General features: G+C 73.0%; 16 protein-coding genes. 13 read left to right on the top strand and 3 right to left on the bottom strand.

Features of this window, described 5'->3' with window-relative positions; all coding sequences use genetic code 11:
- The first annotated feature begins 177 nt into the window (after window positions 1-177).
- The 5 genes from DEI93_RS01900 (at window position 178) to DEI93_RS01880 (ending at window position 3164) form a co-directional block, all read left to right on the top strand.
- The gene (locus DEI93_RS01900; protein WP_111120123.1) at window positions 178-612 is read left to right on the top strand and encodes an ester cyclase; all 435 of its coding nucleotides are present in this window, start codon (window positions 178-180) and stop codon (window positions 610-612) included.
- Window positions 613-750: 138 nt separating this feature from the next.
- Window positions 751-1050, top strand: a complete 300-nt coding sequence (locus tag DEI93_RS01895) for a hypothetical protein (RefSeq protein WP_111009752.1) — start codon at window positions 751-753, stop codon at window positions 1048-1050.
- Window positions 975-1829, top strand: a complete 855-nt coding sequence (locus DEI93_RS01890) for an oxygenase MpaB family protein (protein ID WP_349815074.1) — start codon at window positions 975-977, stop codon at window positions 1827-1829. The genes DEI93_RS01895 and DEI93_RS01890 overlap by 76 nt, the downstream gene beginning before the upstream one ends.
- 94 nt (window positions 1830-1923) lie before the next feature.
- On the top strand, window positions 1924-2559 hold the full coding sequence (locus tag DEI93_RS01885; RefSeq protein ID WP_111120122.1) for a hypothetical protein: 636 nt from the start codon (window positions 1924-1926) through the stop codon (window positions 2557-2559).
- Entirely contained in the window at window positions 2559-3164 is a 606-nt protein-coding gene (locus DEI93_RS01880; RefSeq protein ID WP_111120121.1) for an FHA domain-containing protein, read from the top strand. The genes DEI93_RS01885 and DEI93_RS01880 overlap by 1 nt, the downstream gene beginning before the upstream one ends.
- Before the next feature lie 14 nt (window positions 3165-3178).
- Here DEI93_RS01880 and DEI93_RS01875 read toward each other — a convergent pair whose 3' ends face one another.
- Window positions 3179-7621: an FtsK/SpoIIIE domain-containing protein gene (locus tag DEI93_RS01875; protein ID WP_111120120.1), complete on the bottom strand. Its 4443-nt coding sequence runs from the start codon at window positions 7619-7621 to the stop codon at window positions 3179-3181.
- 180 nt (window positions 7622-7801) lie between these two features.
- On the opposite strand from DEI93_RS01875, the gene DEI93_RS01870 reads away from it, so the two are divergent.
- The 7 genes from DEI93_RS01870 (at window position 7802) to DEI93_RS01840 (ending at window position 13363) form a co-directional block, all read left to right on the top strand.
- The gene (locus DEI93_RS01870) at window positions 7802-8098 is read left to right on the top strand and encodes a WXG100 family type VII secretion target (protein WP_111009757.1); all 297 of its coding nucleotides are present in this window, start codon (window positions 7802-7804) and stop codon (window positions 8096-8098) included.
- Window positions 8099-8174: 76 nt separating this feature from the next.
- Window positions 8175-8501 (top strand): hypothetical protein, encoded by a 327-nt coding sequence (locus tag DEI93_RS01865; protein WP_111026972.1) that lies wholly within the window; start codon window positions 8175-8177, stop codon window positions 8499-8501.
- A 2-nt stretch (window positions 8502-8503) separates the two neighbouring features.
- Window positions 8504-10300, top strand: a complete 1797-nt coding sequence (locus DEI93_RS01860) for a WXG100 family type VII secretion target (RefSeq protein ID WP_111120119.1) — start codon at window positions 8504-8506, stop codon at window positions 10298-10300.
- Complete coding sequence (locus tag DEI93_RS01855; protein ID WP_111120118.1) at window positions 10297-11094, top strand: hypothetical protein; 798 nt, start codon at window positions 10297-10299, stop codon at window positions 11092-11094. Before DEI93_RS01860 ends, DEI93_RS01855 begins: the two co-directional genes overlap by 4 nt.
- Window positions 11095-11255: 161 nt before the next feature.
- Entirely contained in the window at window positions 11256-11948 is a 693-nt protein-coding gene (locus DEI93_RS01850) for a hypothetical protein (protein WP_181435243.1), read from the top strand.
- Window positions 11949-12135: 187 nt separating this feature from the next.
- Window positions 12136-12798, top strand: a complete 663-nt coding sequence (locus DEI93_RS01845) for a pyridoxal 5'-phosphate synthase (protein ID WP_181436078.1) — start codon at window positions 12136-12138, stop codon at window positions 12796-12798.
- A 19-nt stretch (window positions 12799-12817) separates the two neighbouring features.
- Window positions 12818-13363 carry a GNAT family N-acetyltransferase gene (locus tag DEI93_RS01840; RefSeq protein ID WP_111120116.1) on the top strand — a complete coding sequence of 182 codons (546 nt, stop codon included), beginning with the start codon at window positions 12818-12820 and terminating at the stop codon, window positions 13361-13363.
- 36 nt (window positions 13364-13399) lie between these two features.
- Here DEI93_RS01840 and DEI93_RS01835 read toward each other — a convergent pair whose 3' ends face one another.
- Window positions 13400-15868 carry an ATP-dependent helicase gene (locus tag DEI93_RS01835; protein WP_111120115.1) on the bottom strand — a complete coding sequence of 823 codons (2469 nt, stop codon included), beginning with the start codon at window positions 15866-15868 and terminating at the stop codon, window positions 13400-13402.
- A 91-nt stretch (window positions 15869-15959) separates the two neighbouring features.
- Window positions 15960-16568: a TetR/AcrR family transcriptional regulator gene (locus tag DEI93_RS01830; protein WP_111009764.1), complete on the bottom strand. Its 609-nt coding sequence runs from the start codon at window positions 16566-16568 to the stop codon at window positions 15960-15962.
- A gap of 51 nt (window positions 16569-16619) precedes the next feature.
- Between DEI93_RS01830 and DEI93_RS01825 the strand changes: the two genes are divergently transcribed.
- A complete protein-coding gene (locus tag DEI93_RS01825) occupies window positions 16620-18086 on the top strand; it encodes an MFS transporter (RefSeq protein WP_111120139.1) in 1467 nt (488 codons plus the stop codon).
- The last annotated feature ends 8 nt before the right edge of the window (window positions 18087-18094 follow it).

Raw genomic sequence — 18094 nt, 5'->3', positions numbered from 1 at the left:
AGGTGACCGCCCGGTGAACACCGCGTGGCGGGTCGCGGTCCGACGCGTCGCCACGGCGTTGCCTGTGCGGCACCTCCGGATGCCGGGGCCGGGAGGCCCGGTGCGGGTACCCAGGAATCGTCACCCGACGCGGTGGCCCAGCGGCGCGCCCGCGCCGACCCGACGACAGGAGTCACCATGAGCAAGGACGTCAACACGAAGGCCCAGCAGCACCTCGGCGAACTGCTCCAGCAGCGTGCGTTCGACCGGTTCGGCGAGGTGTGGGCCGAGGACGTCGTCGACCACGACCCGGCGCCGGGCGCCGCTCCGGGCCTGGCGGGCATCGTCGCCTTCTGGCAGGAGTTCACGACCGCGTTCCCGGACGTCGCCCTGCAGCCCGAGACGCTCGTCGCGGACGACGACTCCGTCTCGGTCGTGTTCACGATCACCGGCACGCACAGCGGCGAGTTCCAGGGCCACGCGCCCACCGGCCGGACCTTCCGCGTCCGGGGGCTGCAGACCGCGCGGTTCGAGGACTGCAAGATCGTCGAGCGCTGGGGCGCGACCGACGAGAAGGGCCTCGCCGAGCAGCTGCACCTGACCGGCGGCGAGACGCACTTCGTCACGGCCTGACGCCGACCACCCCGCTCCGGACACCCGGCGCGGAGCGACGCCGGCCACCGTCCGGAGGCACACCCCGGCCGGACCGAGTACGAACGAACGGGGACGGCACCACGGCCGTCCCCGCCATCAGCACCACGGGAGGACCCCATGAGCGACCCCGCCATCGGACCGGACGACGACGCCACCGAGCTCCGCGAGCAGACGACGACCGACGACCAGGTCGCGTTCGACGAGGACCCGGACGCGATCCAGGAGTCCATCGAGACCGTCACGAACGACGCCGTCGCCGGCGAGACCGTTGATCCGGAACCGGGCGACGGCACGGCGAACGGACCGACCGGCGGTGCCCCGCGCGAGGGCGAACCGATCCTCTGGGAGAACGACGGCGAGGACGAGCCCGAGTCCCAGGGCGTCGACTTCGGCAACGACGAGTACCGGTCGCTCTGACGACCGTCTCCCCCGCCGTCCGCCGGTTCGCGGCGGACGGCTCGCTCGTCATGGCGGGCGGCCGGGCGATCCTGCTGCAGATCGCGGACCCGGTCGTCGCGGCCGGTGTCGCCCGGCACAGTGACTTCGCGCACCGACCGCAGCAGCGGCTCGTGCACACGCTGCAGTACGTCTACGCGGTCGTGCTCGGTTCGCCCGCCGACGCCCGCGCCGCAGCCGCGTTCGTCGAGCACGCCCACCGACCCGTGCAGGGCGCCGACGACCCGGACCACCAGCTCTGGGTCGCCGCGACCCTGTACGAGTCGGCGCTCCGCATGCACGAGCTGCTCCGCGGTCCGGTCGACCCGGCGCTGGCCGCCGCCGTGCTCACCGCGTACGAGCCGCTCGGCGGCGCGCTCCGGGTCCCCGCGGGCCGGTGGCCCTCGACGCCCGCGGCCTTCGACGCGTACTGGCGCCGGACCTCCGCGGCGCTCCGCGTGACCGACGAAGCACGCGGGGTGGTCCGCGACCTGCTCCACCCGCGCTTCGCGCCCGTCTGGATCCGCGCGCTCATGCCGATCGCGCGGATCGTCACCGTCGGGATGCTGCCCCCCGACCTGCGGACGGCGTACGGGTTCGCGTGGGGAGGCTCCGAGCAACGCCGGTACGACCGCACCGTCGCCGTGCTGCGCCGGGTCGTGGCGGCGGTCCCGGGACCGGTGCGGCGCCTCCCGTTCCGGGTGCTCCTGCGGTCGCTCCGACGGGCGGCCGCACGCCGCACCACCGTCGTCGGCCGCTGAGCGCCAGGCGCTGAGCCTCGGCCGCTGAGCGTCAGGCGCTGAGCCTCGGCCGCTGAGCGCCAGGCGCTGAGCGTCAGCCGCTACGGTGGTCGGCATGGGGGCCGACCACTTCGCCATCACCGTGCCGCGGACCTGGTTCGAGCTGCCGGTCCGACCCGAGCACCGCGACGACGCGATCAGCGCCCTCGTGCAGGAACGGGTCGGGGACCAGCCGACCCTGCGGGAGCACCGCACCGAGATCGTCCGGATCCTCCGACGGTTCGCCCGGTCCGCCTGGGACTCCGGCGCGCGGTACTGCGCCGCGTTCGCGGAACCGAGCGACGACGGGATCGTGTCCGGTGCGCTGACGGTCAGCATGCTCCCGGCGCCCGGCGGGGACGACGATCCGCTCACGGCGCTGACCGACCGGGTCGCCATGCTGGCCGATCGGGACAGCGGTGACGACGAGGCTGCGCGCGCGCACGTCGACCTCCACGACCTCCCCCGCGTCGGCCGGGTCCCGCGGACCTGGGGCATCAGCCGGATCGTCGATCCGTCCGGGCAGCGGTCGTTCCCCGTCGCGACGATGCAGACGTTCGTGCCGATGGACGACCAGGTGGCACTCGTCAGCGTCGCCTCACCCGCGGTGGACCTCGCCGAGGCGCTGTTCGACCTCTTCGAGGCGGTGACGGACACGTTCGAGCTCATCGACGCGGGCGCGAGCGGTGCCACGGATCGGGAGGCGCGGTGATGCGCCTCCGGTTCCGTCGCCGTCGTCGTCAGGTCACCGTCGTGCCCGAACGGGTCGCGCCCGACGACGTCACGCGCATGGCCGCGGACGGCCGACTCGCACGGGTCGTGACGACGCCACCGCCCGCGCCGCGGGCGAGTGCGGGACGGGTGCGGGACCTCCTCGCGGTGCTCCCGGAGCGGCCGCTCGGGCACACCGCGGCCACCGACGCCACGGCGCCGGCGCGGCCCGCCGCTGCCGTCGTCCTCGTGCTCGACGACGACCGACGCGTGCTCGTGCGTGGCCCCGGGGTCCTCGGACGCGACCCGTCGCTCCGTGCCGCCGGGATCGACGACGACACCGCGCACCGGATCACGCTCGACGACCCGGATCGGTTGCTCAGCCGGACCCACCTGGCATTCGGGTTCGGGGCCGAGGGCTCGTTCTGGGTCCTCGACGCCGACTCCGCCAACGGCGCCGAGCTGCACCGCCCGGGGTTCCCCTCCACGATGCTCTCGCGCGGCCAGCGCACCACGATCCGCCCGGACGACGTCGTCGTCTTCGGGGGTCACGTGCTCCGCACCGAACCGGCGACCGCGCTCGTGCCCGAGACACCGCTCGACTGACGGCGCGCACCCGATCAGTCGCCCTCCGGCACCTGCACGACCCGGAGGACGCCGTCCGCGTCGTGCAGCAACCCCCGCCCGGGCGTGCGGTCCTGACCGATCGCGCTCTTGGTCAGGCGGGCACCGATCAGGTCGCCGTCGACGGTGCTCAGCGGGGCGAGGAGCAGGCCTCGTCGTGCCTTCTTGGCGTCCACCTGCCAGCCGCGGAACCCGCTCGCCACGCCCTCGACGTCACCGCCGAGCACGAGGCCGACGCGGCGCCCCCGCTCCGACGCCATGATCGCGCGGAACACCGGCTCGGCATCGGTCTCCTTGAGCAGCTCCGCGTCGTCGACGAGCACGAGGGTGAAGCCCTCCGCCCCTTCGACCGCCGCGGCGAGGTCGTCCGCGCTGAGTCCCGGATCGGTGAACACGGTGCACCGTGCGTGCTCGGCCGCGAGTGCGCGCAGCGGTGAGTCGCGCGGCACGACCGCGACGACGCTCCCGCCCGTGTCCAGGGCGTGTCGGGCCATCGCGACCAACGTCGTGCTCTTGCCTGAGCGAGCGCTCCCCGCGACGACGAACACCGCGGTGTCGTCGACGAAGTCGTGGGTGTGGAAGCGGAGCTCGTCGCCGCCCACACCGACCCCGATCCTCCCGGCGCGCGCATCGGCGACCGGCAGGTACCGGACCGCCTCGGAGCGCGTGATCCCCCGCGGGAGTGCGTCGACCCGGACCGGCCGGGGCGCGTCCGCGGCCACCAACGCTCGGACCTCGTCACCGATCCCGCGGAGGGCGTCGGCCTGCGCCCGCCCGGTGGCGCCACCGGGGAGCACGGCGATCTGGGTCTCGGTGGCCGTGGCGTTGCGGAACCCCCGGCCGGGCGGGATGATCTCGGGCAGCTTCTTGCCGTTCACGCCCTCGTACGCGTAGTCGCCGCGGTCCGCCAGGGCGAGCAGGAGCTTCCGCTCGACCTGGCTCGACATGCGCCCGGCGGTGAGCGTCCGATCCCCGGTGACGACGAGGTGCACGCCGACGCCGACGCCCTCGCGCAGGAGCGTCTGGACGGCGTCGTGCAGTGCGCCGTTCTCGACCTCGGCCAGCGAGGACATGAAGCCCTCCCACTGGTCGAGCAGGACCACGACGTGGGGCATGGGGACCTCGTCGGCTGCGGGCGCGGCCTCGCGCTGCTCCGCGATGGACCCGTACCCGTCGCGGGCGAACGCCGTCTGCCGCGTCCGGACGAGACCGAGCAGGGTGGTCAACAGTCGCGCGACACGTTCCGGCTCGTGTCGCTGCACCACTGCACCGCAGTGCGGGAGCGCGCCGATCGGCAGGAGGGCACCGTTGCCGCAGTCGATGCCGTAGAGGTGCACGTCGCCGACACCGAGCCGCAGGGCCATCGCGCCGGCGAGGGTCCGCAGCGCCTGACTGCGTCCGCTCCGCGGCGAGCCGATGACGAACAGGTGGCCGTCCTGGTCGAGGTCGAACACCAGGGGCCGCTGCTCCTGCCGGTCCGGGTGGTCCTCGAGCCCCCAGGCCACCGCGAGCGGCGCCGTCGCCGCGGACACGGCCTCCACGTCGGCCAGGGTCACGAGCGACGGCAACGGTGGGAGCCACGGCTTGCGCTGCTCGGGGACGCCGATCGCCATGGCCGCGTCGCCGACGGCCCGGACCAGCACGCTGAGGTCCGTGACCTCGACGTCGGCCAGGTCGGAAGCCGTCGCAGCGCGGCGCGGTGCCGGTTCGCTGAGGTCCGCGAAGTTCCGCTCGCGCACGAGCGGAGCGACGTCCGCGTCCTCGCCGACGCCCCCCGGACGGCGACCCCCGACGCGACCGGTCTGGAACGGCAGGAGCGACGCCGCGCCGAGCCGGACGTAGGCGCGTCCGGGCGTGGTCTTCGCGATCCGCGCCGCGTCGTTCGCCCCGATCACGTCCTGGCTCTCGGACTGGTCGGTCACCCGCAGCGCGATGCGGATGTTCGTGTTCGCCCGGATCTCGGGCGACACGACGCCGCCCGGCCGCTGGGTCGCGAGCACCAGGTGGATGCCGAGCGAGCGGCCCCGCTGCGCCACGTTCACCAGGCCCTTCACGAAGTCCGGGAGTTCGCGGGCGAGCGACGCGAACTCGTCGATCACGATGACCAGACGGGGCAAGGACGGGACCGACGTGTCACCCGCCGCCGCCCGCTTGGCGCGGAGGTCCTGGTGGTCCTCGAGGTCCTTGGCGCCCACCGCGGCCAGGGCGTGCTCGCGGCGGCGGAGCTCCGCCCCGAGCGACTCCAGCGCGCGCTCGACCTGGTGGGTGTCGAGGTCGGTCACCATCCCGACCGTGTGCGGCAGGTCGACGCAGTCCTTGAACGCCGCGCCGCCCTTGTAGTCGACGAGGACGAACACCATCTCGTCCGGGCGGTTCGCCACCGCGAGCGACGCCACCAGCGACTGCAGCAGTTCGGACTTGCCGGACCCCGTCGTGCCGGCGACGAGCCCGTGCGGCCCGTCGCGGTGCAGGTCGATCGCGAACGCCCCGTCGATGGACTCCCCGATCACGGCCGTCGTGCTGCGCCCGCCGAGCGTCCAGCGCGCCTGGACGGCCTCGGACGTCGGCGGTTCGAGCGCGAGCACGTCCAGCAGGCGGGACGACGACGGCACCGCGCCGTCCTCGACGTCGGGGCTCGCGTCGACGATCGGCGACAACGACCGCGCCACCCACTCGAGCCAGTCCTGGTCCACCAGGTCCGGGCGGGCGTCGTCGATCCGCTCGCTCCGCTGCTGGCGGACGCGGAGGCGGCCGTCGCGGACGACGACCACGGCGTCGCACTCCTCCGGGAGCAGGCGCTCGTCGAGGTCGAGGCAGATGCTGAAGACGCCGACCGCCGGGCCCTCCTTGAGCACCTGGACGAGCGACGGCATGGCACGGAGCCGACGCGCGCCGTCCATGACGACCACGATCTGGCCGGCGTGCTGCGCCTGCCGACCGGCCCGGACACCGGCCTCCTTCCGGGCGTCGATGGTGGCGGACAGCTCCGCGATGAGCCGTGCGGTACCGGCCGCGGTGGACGCGATGCTCGTTACCGGCTGGTCGGCGCCGTCGCGGCGGACGTGTGGGAGCCACGACATCCACTCCCACAGGCCCGTCCTGGTCGAGTCGGTGAGCAGCGCGAACGTCAGGTCCTTCGGGCTCTGCAGCGTCGCCAGTTGCGCGACCACCCAGTTCGCGATCCGGCGCGCGTCGTCCCCCGGGCCCGCGATCCCGAGCACGCCCCGCTCGGCGAGCTCGATCCGCACCGGGACGTCGCGGGCGTCCCAGGTGACCGTCCGCTTGTGCGAGAGCTGTTCCGGGTCCTCGAGCGTCACGTCGGACCGCTGCGTCGCGGTGCCGACGCGGACGAGCAGGTGGTCGGGGTCGGTCGGGCGGCGTTCCCAGAGGCGCGGGAGCGGCCCGACGGCGGTCTCGTACACGTCCGCTGGATCGGGAGCGCTGGCGATCCACCGCTCACGCTCACGTCGGAGGGACTCGGTCGCGTCCGCCTCGATCCGCGCCCGGGTGTCCTCGTACTCGGCCACCCGCTGCCGGTGGGTCTTCTTGCCCTGCCGTCGGCCCTGCAACCCGGTGATCACCATGACGAGGGGCGAGAGCAGGGCGACGAGCAGGTAGATCCAGCGGCCCGTCGTCGACACGAACATGACGGCCATGCCCATCGGGGCCAGGGCCATGAGGATCGGCAGCGCCCTGGCCGGCGGCTCGACCGGTGGCACCGGCAACTGGTACCGCGCGTGGTCGTCCGGCGGCAGGATGCGGGGTGGCCGGTTGTACTCCAGGGCCATGCCGTCCTCGGCGAGCGCGAGGTGCGCTCCGCGGCTCCGCGGGCGTCCGTACGCGAGCAAGGCCGACCCGATCGTGAGCTGCGCGTCCTCGTCCCATGTGGTCTCCGTCACGACGGGTTCGCCGTCGAGCGCGGCACCCGCGTACCCGTTGACCGGGCGCACGGTCGCGCCGTCCGGACCGACGGAGACCAGGAGCGCGATGTCGGGCACGCCCTGGCCGCCGAGCGCCGCGGCGGCGTCCGCCAGGCCGTCGGTCTGAGTGGCGGCCTCCACGCGGAGCTGGGCCGCCGCCCCCGAGCCGATCGTGACGATCCCCGCGTCGGCCCGGACGACGGTGCCCGCGTGCGGTCCGGACACGATCCGGACCTCGCCGAGGGACAGCGCACGGACGGGAGGCGGTGGGACGGCCTCGGCGCTCCGGCTCACCACCACGCCGTCACGGACACCGGAGGCGGCGATCGACGCGTCGAGGTCCAACGGGCGCTCGCCCACGAAGTAGGTCGCCGGGCCGGCGGCGGACGTGACATCGGTCGCGAGCAGCCGCTCGGCCTCGGCCACGACCTCGCGCACCGCCCGCCCGGTGTCGCCGTCGACGTGGACGTTGGCCGTCTGCCCGCTGTCGCGGTCCACCATCGTGAACGTGAACGTCATCCTGCTCCCCCCTCGCCCCGCCATCGTGGCGGGCACCTCTGACAGCGGGACCCCCTAGCACATGCGATTGCATGAACTGTGGAGAACCGCTGTGCGGCCGACGCGTCGATGGTAGTGTCGCGCCGTGGAACGCCCCGAACGGGGGGAAATACAGCATGACTCCGGGGAAAGGGAGCACCAGTGGCGAACATCAACGTGTCCTACGCGGACCTCGAGGCAGCGGCATCCGACCTCAAGGCGGGGCAAGCCGACATCGAGGACCGTCTGTCCGCGCTGCAGCGCAAGATCCAGCAGCTCATCTCCGACGGCTACGTCACCGACAAGTCGTCCGTGGCGTTCGGTGAGTCCTACGACGAGTTCAACCGGGGCGTCACGCAGACGGTGCAGGGCCTCGACGGGCTCTCGTCCTTCCTGACGAAGGCGTCGCAGACCCTGTCCGAGACCGACGAGTCGCTCGCATCGGGCCTCAAGGGCTGACATCGCTCCACGACCCGTGCGCCGTCCGCGGCGTACAGGTCGTCGGGGTATCCGCGCGACGGGGAGGGACATCGCCATGGCAGACCGACTGCTCGTCGACCTCATGGGTCTCGGCGAACTGGAACGGGACCTGACGACCGTGCACCGCACGCTGGAGCGTGCGCACAAGCAGGTCGACGCATCCGACGACGAGATCGGGTCGCGGGTCGTCCAGGGCGCGCTGCACGACTTCGACCACCGGTGGGAGGACAAGCGCAGGAAGATCACGGACTCGACCGCGGCCCTCGCTGCCATGCTCTCGACGTCCGAGCGCGCCTACCGCGAGACCGACGCCCACCTCGCCTCCGCCCTGCGGGTCGACGACCAGGCCGGTGGGTCCACCGACGCCGGATCGGCACGGTAGCCGTGTCCCGTCCCACGGGCTGGGCGGTCGTGGACCAGGGGTTCGACCCGGTCGCCGGCGACCCCACCGTCGTCCGCATGATGGCCCGTGAGTACCAGCGCATCTCGGAGGCCGCCGACGACGCGACCACGCGCCTCCGGTCCGTCCGCGGCTCGGGCTGGCTCACCGATTGGCAGGGTGAAGCCGCCGACGTCTTCGTCCGCGCGATCGAGGACACCCCCACCGACCTCGCGAAGCTCGTGCACTCGTACGCCGACGTCGCCACTGCGCTCCTCGGGTGGGCCGACGTCGTCGACCACACGCAGTACCGCGCCGACGGTGCCCTCGCCGACGCCAAGGACGCAGCCGGCGACCTCGACGCCGCCCGTCACCGGCTCGACGACGCCCAGGCGACCGCGGCGCACTACGCGGCGACGGCCTCCCGTCTCACCGCGCTCGCCGCCGCGCACCCCGCCGGCTCGCCGCCGCCCGCCGGCGCGGAGGTCCCGACCCCGGCGCAGCTGCGCGCCGCGTCCGACAACGCCGCCGTGGCATCCGACGGGGTGGACGCCGCACAGAGCTCCATCACCGCCGCGCAGTCCCGGATCGACGCGGCGAAGCGTCTGGTCGCCGAGGCCCGTGGCGACTGGGAGGACGGCGAACGTCGCACGGCGACCGCGATCGGCCACGCGGCCGACGCCGGTCTCGGCAAGCAGTCCGTCTGGGACGAGGTGTTCCAGTCCGAGGTCTGGAGCGACATCGTCTCCGTGGCCAAGGTCGTCGTGGCCGTGGGGGGCGTCATCGCGCTCATCGTCGGCGGTCCGATCGCCTGGATCGTCGCGGGTGTCGCGCTCCTCGTGCTCGCCGACACCGTCTACAAGATGACCAAGGGCCAGGCGGACGGGTGGGACCTCGCGTTCGCGGCCCTCGACTGCATCCCGATGGGCAAGGGGATCACCACCGCGGCCCGGGTCGGCGAGGAGTTCGCCAAGGGCGCGGGACTCGCGGGCGGGATCGCCTCCGCAGGCAGGCACGTCGGTTCCGAAGTGGTGAACACGGCGCGGTCGTTCACCGCGCTCCCGCACCTCGTCGCCAACGTGCGGCACGGGACGGCGCTCCGGTCGGTGGAGTCGCTCCGCGCGTTCGTCGTCGCGGGGCTCCCGGCCGGGGTGCGGGACGTGCGGAACGCGCGCGGCGCCTTCCGCGATGGCGTGGAGGCGTACTGGCGGTCCGACCTCCCCTCGGTCGCCGCTCGCGCCCGGCACTGGCAGGGCACAACGAGCGGTTGGAAGAGCGGCTACCCGGGGGTCGACCCGTGGCGCTCGGGTCGGCCGACGTCCATCGTCGGTCAACGCCTGCAGGTGGTCGGGAACGGCGAGTTCTACGTGATGAGCGAGGGACCCGCACACGATCTCATCACGACTGGTGGTGACGCCGCGCAGTACGCGGCCAGCGTGCAGGTCGGAGTGCACGACGCGAGCGGCCCGTTCCAGACCTTCCGGCCGCAGGGCGAGACCTACCTGGTCACCCAGCCCCTGCCACACGCCGTCGGATCGGCAGTGGCCAATCCGCAGTACGGCGCAGGCGGCGCGAGCGAGGTCTTCATCCCAGGTGACCGCTCGTCGTGGGGCACGGCGTTCCAGTCGATCGACCGGCCTCTCATGGATCCTGCCAGTGTCCATCCCCTCCCCGGCACGCTCCGGATGGAGGAGTACGGCTCCGCACTCCGTTCCATGGGTGTCGGTGCTCGCGGCCTCGTCGTGGCGACGCCCTGGGACTACGCCGACGACCTCCGGCATCACGTCGTCGCTGCGCAGTGAGCCCCCGCGGAATCACGCGGGGCGGCGAAGAGATCCTGCCGCGCTCGGCGAGTTGGGCGACCCAGCCCGCCGGCGACGGCACGGGTCGGCTCGTCGTGCCGCCGTCGCCCGTCCCGATGTGGCCCGAGTACGGGCGGCTGCTCGGCCTCGTCAACTGGTACCAGGCGTCCGGGTACGAACTCCTCGAACACCGAGGGCCCGCGATGGAGCGAGGGAACGAGATCATCACCGACCGACGGATGACGCTGCTCGGTCCCGTGCCGACGCCCGCCGAGTTCGCGGCGCGGTGGGTGCTGCCGCCGGGGACCACGTACGAGGCCGTACCGGCCCTCGGGCACGACGGTGACGGACTGCGGGTCCGCGACGGGCTCGAGGCCGGCGGCTCGCGGTACGCCGTGGACCTCCGCTTCGCTCGTCCGGGCACGGAGACGGTCGCGACCGACACCGCCGATCCGGTGATGCGGCGTCCGATCCCGCTCCGTGACGCGCTCCGCGACCCCGCTGACCCGCAGGGCGGATGGGGCCGTCTCCCCGCACTGGTGGCTCAGCTCCGCGGTGCGGGCGCGGGCGTGCACTCCGCCTTCGGCCGCTACCGGCGCTTGTCCGGACTGGTCGAGCACTCGGCGGGCGCCCGGGTGTCGGGCCACCACGTCTGGTCGGAGCTGCTCGCGACGGCGGCACTGCCGGCCGGTGTCCTCGTCGAGGACTTCGGCGACGGCCACGGCATCGTGCGCGACTTCCCCCAACCGTTCCGCGCGGAGCGACCCCGATTCGCGTTGGTCCTCGAACCGTGAACCGGACGCCGACGTCACACGCGGAATCCCTTGCGGCCGGAACCGGTGACCGCAGTCGAAACGGGCAGCGCATCGCGGCCATGATGGAGTTCGACGGGGAGCCCGGGAGCCGGGAGCCCGGTACCGCCTCCCTCGACCACCGACGACGACGGGATGACCCCATGCCCCTGACGCCTCCGCGGAACGCGCACCGCGACATGATGCTTCGCTCGAAGTACGGGTTCGCCGAGGCACAGGTCATCGTCCTCCGACACGAAGAGCAGGGTGTTCCGTTGGCGGTCAGCACGCCAGCGGGTGTCGCACTGGTGTTGGGGTTCACCGTGCCCGAGGACGCCCTCGCTCGCATCCCTGCGGGGACCCCTGCCCGGATGCTGTCGATCCCGGTGCACGAGCTCCTCCGTCGGATCCCCGACGAGTGGGGTCTCGTGGTCGACATCGACCGCCCTTTCCCGCAGGTCGTGCAGCCCGATGAGAAGGCGGCGCTGGTGAGCGCCAGTGGGCCGTTTCCCGTCGGCGCGCAGGTCGCGCTCGATCGGGTGACGCGTCGGGATCGGCGGTTCATCGAGGCACTCCAAGCGCACGCTCCCGCCACCGCAGAGACACCGCGCGTGTGGGTCTTCCGACATGCGGTCGAGTCCCTTCCGGAAGACCTGCTCGTGGTCGTCACCGCTCGCGATCAGGACGCCGCGCTGCGGTACGCCGAGGCGGTGTACGACGTGTCGTCGTCGCTGGGCGTGCCCGATCCGGTCACCACGACGTGGATCGACGAACTGCCCGTCGAGCACGCGATGTGGGTCAGGACGCAGGACCCCGTGTCGACCGCGCTCGGTGCGACGGATCCGACGACGACGTGAGCGCACGACGGTGGTGACGCCCACGGACAGCCCGCGCGGATCGATCCGCGGGCGCCCCGAGGACCCGTCGTACCCATCGCGGATCACCGTCGGACCCGCTGGCAGAAGAGACGGAGTCCGGCCCAGCACGCGCTCGAAGGCCCGTGGTCGTGATGCGCTCGCGCGCCCGCAGGAGCATCGTGGGCTCGTGACCACGGACCGCATCACCCGCGACGACACCGCCAGCTTCCCGGAGTTCGACGGCCTGACCGCCCACCCCGACCACCCGATGACGCTCGCGCGACGCTGGCTCGACGCCGCGACCGCCCGGGAGGTCCGCGAACCGCTCGCGATGACCCTCGCCACCGCGAGCCTCACGGGTGTGCTCAGCGCCCGGACCGTCGACGTCAAGGAGCTCGCCGACGAGGGGCTGCTGTTCGGCACGGGCACGGACACCCCCACGGGCGTCGAGCTCACGGCGAACCCGAACGCCGCCCTGCACGCCTACTGGCGCGAGACGGGGCAGCAGCTCCGGTTCGAGGGGCACGTCGTGCGCCTCGACGACGCCGCGGCCGACGCCCTGTTCGCGGCGCGGTCCCCGAAGTCCCGGGCCGCCACCGCCGCGTCCCACCAGTCCGCGGCCTTCCCCGCCGAACACGACCCACGGTCGGTCGTCGACGACCTGATCGCGCAGGCGAACGCCCTGCTCGACGAGCATGGTGACGCCGTCCCGCGTCCTCCCGCCTGGGCGGCGTTCCGCCTCGTGCCGGACGTCGTGGAGTTCTGGCTCAGCGCCCGCGACCGCGTGTACCGACGCCTCCGCTACCGGAGCGCGGAGGGCTCCTGGCGGGTCGACCGACTGCAGCCCTGACCGGTCCTACCCTGAGGACATGGCACACCGCGCCGTCGTCCGCACCGCCACCGCCGCGGACGCCCGCGGCATCGCGACGGTCCACGCCGTGTCGTGGCGCGAGACGTACGCGCACCTCGTCGACGGGGAGGAACATCCCGCCTTCCAGATCGAGCCGCGCGTCGCGCGGTGGGAACAGAACCTCGCCTCCGGGTCCTTCGGCACGGTGGTCGCGGTCGTCGACGGTGCGGTCGTCGGGTTCGCCACGACGGCCGACCTCGGCGCCCCCGATCAGCCCGCCGAACACGATCAGCCCGCCGAACAGCGGACCGAGGCGACCACCGCGCATCCGTCGGCCGCGCACCGCCCCACCGAACTGACCATGCTCTACGTCCTCGCCGCCGCGCACGGCACCGGGATCGGCCAGGCACTCCTCGACGCGGCGCTCGCGGACCGGCCGGCGTCGCTGTGGGTCGCGGCCGACAACCCGCGGGCGCAGGCCTTCTACCGGCGCAACGGGTTCAGGACCGACGGCACCACCGGCGCGTTCCCGCCGATCGGCGCGACCGTGCGCATGGTGCGCTGAGCAAGACGGGAGGCCCGACCCGGCTCCCGCGGACCGTCAGAGCTTCTCGATCGGCGCGATCTTGATGAGGAGCTTCTTGCGCCCGGCCGTGTCGAACTGGACCTCGGCGATCCGCTTGGCCCCGCTGCCCGTGACCGCGGTGACGCGTCCCTCGCCGAAGTCGACGTGCGAGATCCGGTCCCCCGGCGCGAGCTCCATGTCGCCGTTGTCGCGCACCTGCCCCGAGACGCTGTTCGACCACTCGGTCTTCGGGCGGGTCTTCGCCGCGGCCGTGGCCCGGTCGAAGCTGCCGCCCGCGAACCCGCCGCCCCGTCCGCGCCAGCCCGCGCCGCCGCCCGGTCCGACGCCGCCCTCGCGCCGGGCGTTCAGGGCGCGGGGTTGCGTGCCACCACGGCTGTTCGCCATGCCCGGTGACTGCTTCCACTCGATGAGCCCGTCCGGGATCTCCTGGAGGAACCGCGAGGGCATGGCCACGTTGACGTCACCGAACTGCGCGCGCGTCATCGCGAGCGAGAGGAACAGGTGCTTCCGAGCGCGGGTGATGCCCACGTAGAACAGACGGCGTTCCTCGGCCGGGCCACCGGGCTCGCCGGCGGACATGCGGTGCGGAAGCAGGTCCTCCTCGATGCCGGTGAGGAACACCGCGTCGTACTCGAGCCCCTTCGCGGTGTGCAGCGTCATGAGCGAGACGGTGCCCGAGGAGTCGTCGAGCTCGTCGGCCGCGGCGACCAGGGAGACCTCGGTCAGGAAGTCCGAGAGCGTGCCCTCGGGGTTGTTCTTCTGGAACTCCCGCGTGACCGCCACGAGCTCGTCGATGTTGTCGGCGCGGGCGGCGTCCTGGGCGTCCGGCGACATCCGGAGCACCTCGAGCAGCTTCGAGCCGTCGAGCAGCTGCGTCAGGGTGTCGACCACGGGCTGCGTCGGGGCCTTCTCGGCGACGGCGTCGAGCAGCGCCGCGAAGTCGGTGATCGCCGTGCGGACCTTCGGCCCGAACCCGAGTTCGTCGGCGTGCCGGAGGGCCTCGCGCAGGGAGACCTCGTTCTGGTCGGCGTACCGCTGCAGGGCGGTCTCGGTGACGGCGCCGATGCCGCGCTTCGGCACGTTGAGGATCCGGCGCAGCGAGAGCGGGTCCGCGGGGTTCGCGACGGTGATCAGGTACGCCATGGCGTCCTTGATCTCGGCACGCTCGTAGAACTTCGTGCCGCCGAGCACCCGGTACGGGATCGCCGCGCGGATGAAGATCTCCTCGAGGGCACGGGTCTGGGAGTTCGTCCGGTAGAACACGGCCATGTCCCGGTAGTCCATGTACTCGTCGTCGTGCAGCCGCTGGATCTCGTCCGCGACGAACTGGGCCTCGTCGTGCCCGGTGTAGCCCGTGAAGCCCGTGATCTTCTCGCCGGCCCCGACGTCCGTGAACAGGTTCTTGGCCTGCCGGTCGAAGTTGTTCGCGATCACGGCGTTGGCGGCGTCGAGGATGTTCTGCGTCGACCGGTAGTTCTGCTCGAGCAGGATCACCCGGCTGTTCGGGAAGTCCCGCTCGAACTCGACGATGTTCCGGATGTCCGCCCCGCGGAAGGCGTAGATCGACTGGTCGGAGTCGCCGACCACGGTGAGCGACGCCGGCGCGATCGACCCGTCGGGCTCCCGCATGCGGTCGACGTGCTGCCCCGATGCCTCGAGCGCGTCGACCTGCTCGGGTGCGACCGGCCGTGTGAGCTCGCGGATCAGGGCGTACTGGGCGTGGTTCGTGTCCTGGTACTCGTCGACGAGCACGTGCCGGAAGCGCCGCTGGTAGAGCGCGGCGACGTCGGGGAACGCCCGGAACAGGAACACCGTCTGCCCGATGAGGTCGTCGAAGTCGAACGCGTTCGCCCGCCGGAGCTCGCGTGAGTACTGCCGGAACACCTCGAGGAACATGACCTCTTGCGGGTCGTTCGTGTTGATGTCGCGGGCGTAGGACTCGACGTCCTGCAGCTCGTTCTTGAGCTTCGAGATCTTGTTGGCGGCGGCGCCGACCGTCAGCCCGAGCGCGTCGGCCTCGAGGTCCTTGAGGATCCGCTTGAGCAGTGCACGCGAGTCCGCGGAGTCGTAGATCGTGAACGACGACGTGAACCCGAACCGCTCGGACTCGCGTCGGAGGATGCGCACGCACGCCGAGTGGAACGTCGAGATCCACATGCCCTCGGCCGCCCCGCCGACGAGCGCCTGGACACGCTCGCGCATCTCGGCCGCGGCCTTGTTCGTGAACGTGATCGCCAGGATCTGACTCGGCCAGGCCTCGCGGTTGGCCAGGAGGAGCGCGATGCGCCGGGTGAGCACACTCGTCTTGCCGGATCCCGCGCCCGCCACGATGAGGAGGGACTCGCCGCGGTACTCGACCGCGGCCTTCTGCTGCGGGTTGAGGCCGGCGGTGAAGGGGTCGTCGTAGGTGGCGGTGCCGCTGCGCGCGGGTCGACCCGCCCCGTCGTCGGGAGCGGAGTCGAAGGGGTCGAGCACGATCGTCATGACCGGGTCAGTCTAGGCGCGACCACGGACACCGCCACCGGACCGACGCCCGACCGCGGCCCGCATCCGGGCCTCCCGCGGCGCCGGGAGCTCAGCGGGCGAGACCGTCCCGGAGCGCGTCGAACAGCCGCCCCAACCGCGCCCGGTGGTCGTCGACGAGGGCGTCGGCCGGGGTCCCCGCGATCACGTGACGCGCGGTGACCACGAGGACGGTGGCGTAGCCCGCCACGACGAAGGCCGCGAGCAGGGTCGGATCACCGTCGGACGACCCGTCCTCCCGGACCGCGTCCTCGAGGGTCCGCTGCAGTTCCGCGCCGATCTCGCGCGCCCGGGCGACGAGGGCCGAGGACTCCGCCACGGTCCGGAAGAACGGACCGGACCGGTCGTCGAGCCCAGACAGGGGATGCCGTTCGTCGACGAGCCGCAGGGCCACGGCGTGCAGTGCAGCCAGGACGTCGGTGCCGGCGGGACGCGACCGCACCGCCGCACGGAGCAGCTCGGCGGCGTCGAGCGAGCGGTCGAGGAACAGGTCCTCCTTCCGCGGGAAGTGGTTGAAGACGGTGACGCTGGACACGCCGGCGGCCCGCGCGACCTCCGCGACGGTCACGGCGTCGAAACCGCGTTCGTGGAACAGGCCGGACGCGATCGCGGCGATCCTGGCTCGCGTCTCGGGTCCACCGCGCGCTGTGGTCCGTGGCATCGTTCCTCCACTTGCTTGTGTAACTACACTTACTCACATAAGGTCATGATCATGTCCGACCCGACCACCAGCGCCATCGTCCCAGGCGCGCGATCCACCCGGCGCGCGCCCACCTCGCTCCGACAGGCGTGGCCCGCCCTGCTCGGCCTGTCGGCCGTGTTCCTGTTCGAGATGCTCGACAACGCGATCCTCAACGTCGCACTCCCCACGATCGGCCGGGATCTGCACACGACGACGACGGGGCTGCAGTGGGTGACCGGCTCCTACGCCGTCGTGTTCGGCGGGTCGATGCTCGTGTTCGGGGCGATCGCCGACCGGTTCGGGCGGCGGCGCGTCATGCTCGTCGGGCTCGTCCTGCTCGCCGTGACGAGTCTCGCGACCGCAGGCGTCGGCTCGACCGGCGAGCTCATCGCGGTCCGGGTCGCGATGGGGGTCGCCGCCGCGATGACCACGCCGGGCTCGATGGCGCTGGCGTTCCGGCTCTTCGACCGCAACGACCTCCGCGTCCGCGCGACCACCCTGATCTCGACGGTCGGACTCGTGGGGCTCGCGATCGGACCGACCGTCGGCGGGTTCGTCCTCGCGGTCGCGCCGTGGCAGGTCCTCCTGCTCGTGAACGCCCCGATCGCGGTGCTGGCGATCATCGGGGTCAGCCGGGGCGTGGCCCTCGACGAGCCCGAGGAGCTCCACCCCGCGCCGATCGACGTCCTCGGCGCGGCGCTCGGCACGGCGACGATCGTTCTCGGCCTCGTCGCGCCGACGCTCTTCGTCGACCGTGGTGCGCAGGACGGCGCGCCGTGGGCCGCGAGCCTCGCCGCCCTCGTGGCCGCGGCGCTCTTCGTGCTCCGCGAACGCACCGCGCGGCACCCCCTGCTCGACCTCGCCCTGGTCGCCCTGCCCCGCGTCTCGAGCGGACTCGCGTTCAAGGCCGCCGCCGGACTCGCCACCGCCGGGCTCGGGTACCTCGTGACCCTGCAGTTCCAGCTGGACTGGGGTTGGGCACCGGCACTGGCCGCCGTCGGCATGCTCCCGCAGGTCGCCGTCCTCGTCGCGGGCGGCCCGTTCGTCGGCCGGTTCGTCGACCGCGTCGGGATCGACCACGCGGCGTGGTCCAGCGCCGCCGCGGTGGTGGCCGGTCTCGCCGTGTACGGAGTGCTCGGGCGCTTCGGCTACCCCTGGGTCGCCGCCGCGCTCGTGCTCGAGGCGGCCGGCATGCGCGTCGTCGGGGTCGTCGCGGGCGTGAACGTCCTCCGCGGCCTGCCTGCGGCGCGCACGACGATCGGTGCCGCGCTCGTCGACACGGCCACCGAGGTCGCGTCCGGCATCGGTCTCGCCGTCACGGGGACCGTCCTCGCCGCGTCCGCCGTCGGTCGGCTCACCGCGGGCGGGTGGACCGCCGCACAGACCGCGGGGTTCCGGGAGGCCGTGACCACCGGGGCCCTCGTCCTCACCGTCGTCGCCGCGGCACTCGTCGCCTGGGGGATCGCCCGCGGCCGACGTGCCGTGCCGCTCGGTTGAGCGGGGGC

Source organism: Curtobacterium sp. MCBD17_035 (genome assembly GCF_003234815.2).
GTDB lineage: Bacteria > Actinomycetota > Actinomycetes > Actinomycetales > Microbacteriaceae > Curtobacterium.
The sequence above is the reverse complement of the archived record's forward strand: the minus strand, read 5'-3'. Positions and strand labels throughout refer to the sequence as shown.

Bases quoted from the DNA above. Each gene is read 5' to 3' on its own strand.
- DEI93_RS01835 (WP_111120115.1), bottom strand. From the start codon at position 15,868: ATGACGATCGTGCTCGACCCCTTCGACTCCGCTCCCGACGACGGGGCG.
- DEI93_RS01900 (WP_111120123.1), top strand. From the start codon at position 178: ATGAGCAAGGACGTCAACACGAAGGCCCAGCAGCACCTCGGCGAACTG.
- DEI93_RS01880 (WP_111120121.1), top strand. From the start codon at position 2,559: ATGCGCCTCCGGTTCCGTCGCCGTCGTCGTCAGGTCACCGTCGTGCCC.
- DEI93_RS01885 (WP_111120122.1), top strand. From the start codon at position 1,924: ATGGGGGCCGACCACTTCGCCATCACCGTGCCGCGGACCTGGTTCGAG.
- DEI93_RS01865 (WP_111026972.1), top strand. From the start codon at position 8,175: ATGGCAGACCGACTGCTCGTCGACCTCATGGGTCTCGGCGAACTGGAA.
- DEI93_RS01875 (WP_111120120.1), bottom strand. From the start codon at position 7,621: ATGACGTTCACGTTCACGATGGTGGACCGCGACAGCGGGCAGACGGCC.
- DEI93_RS01825 (WP_111120139.1), top strand. From the start codon at position 16,620: ATGTCCGACCCGACCACCAGCGCCATCGTCCCAGGCGCGCGATCCACC.
- DEI93_RS01830 (WP_111009764.1), bottom strand. From the start codon at position 16,568: ATGCCACGGACCACAGCGCGCGGTGGACCCGAGACGCGAGCCAGGATC.
- DEI93_RS01895 (WP_111009752.1), top strand. From the start codon at position 751: ATGAGCGACCCCGCCATCGGACCGGACGACGACGCCACCGAGCTCCGC.
- DEI93_RS01840 (WP_111120116.1), top strand. From the start codon at position 12,818: ATGGCACACCGCGCCGTCGTCCGCACCGCCACCGCCGCGGACGCCCGC.
- DEI93_RS01850 (WP_181435243.1), top strand. From the start codon at position 11,256: ATGCCCCTGACGCCTCCGCGGAACGCGCACCGCGACATGATGCTTCGC.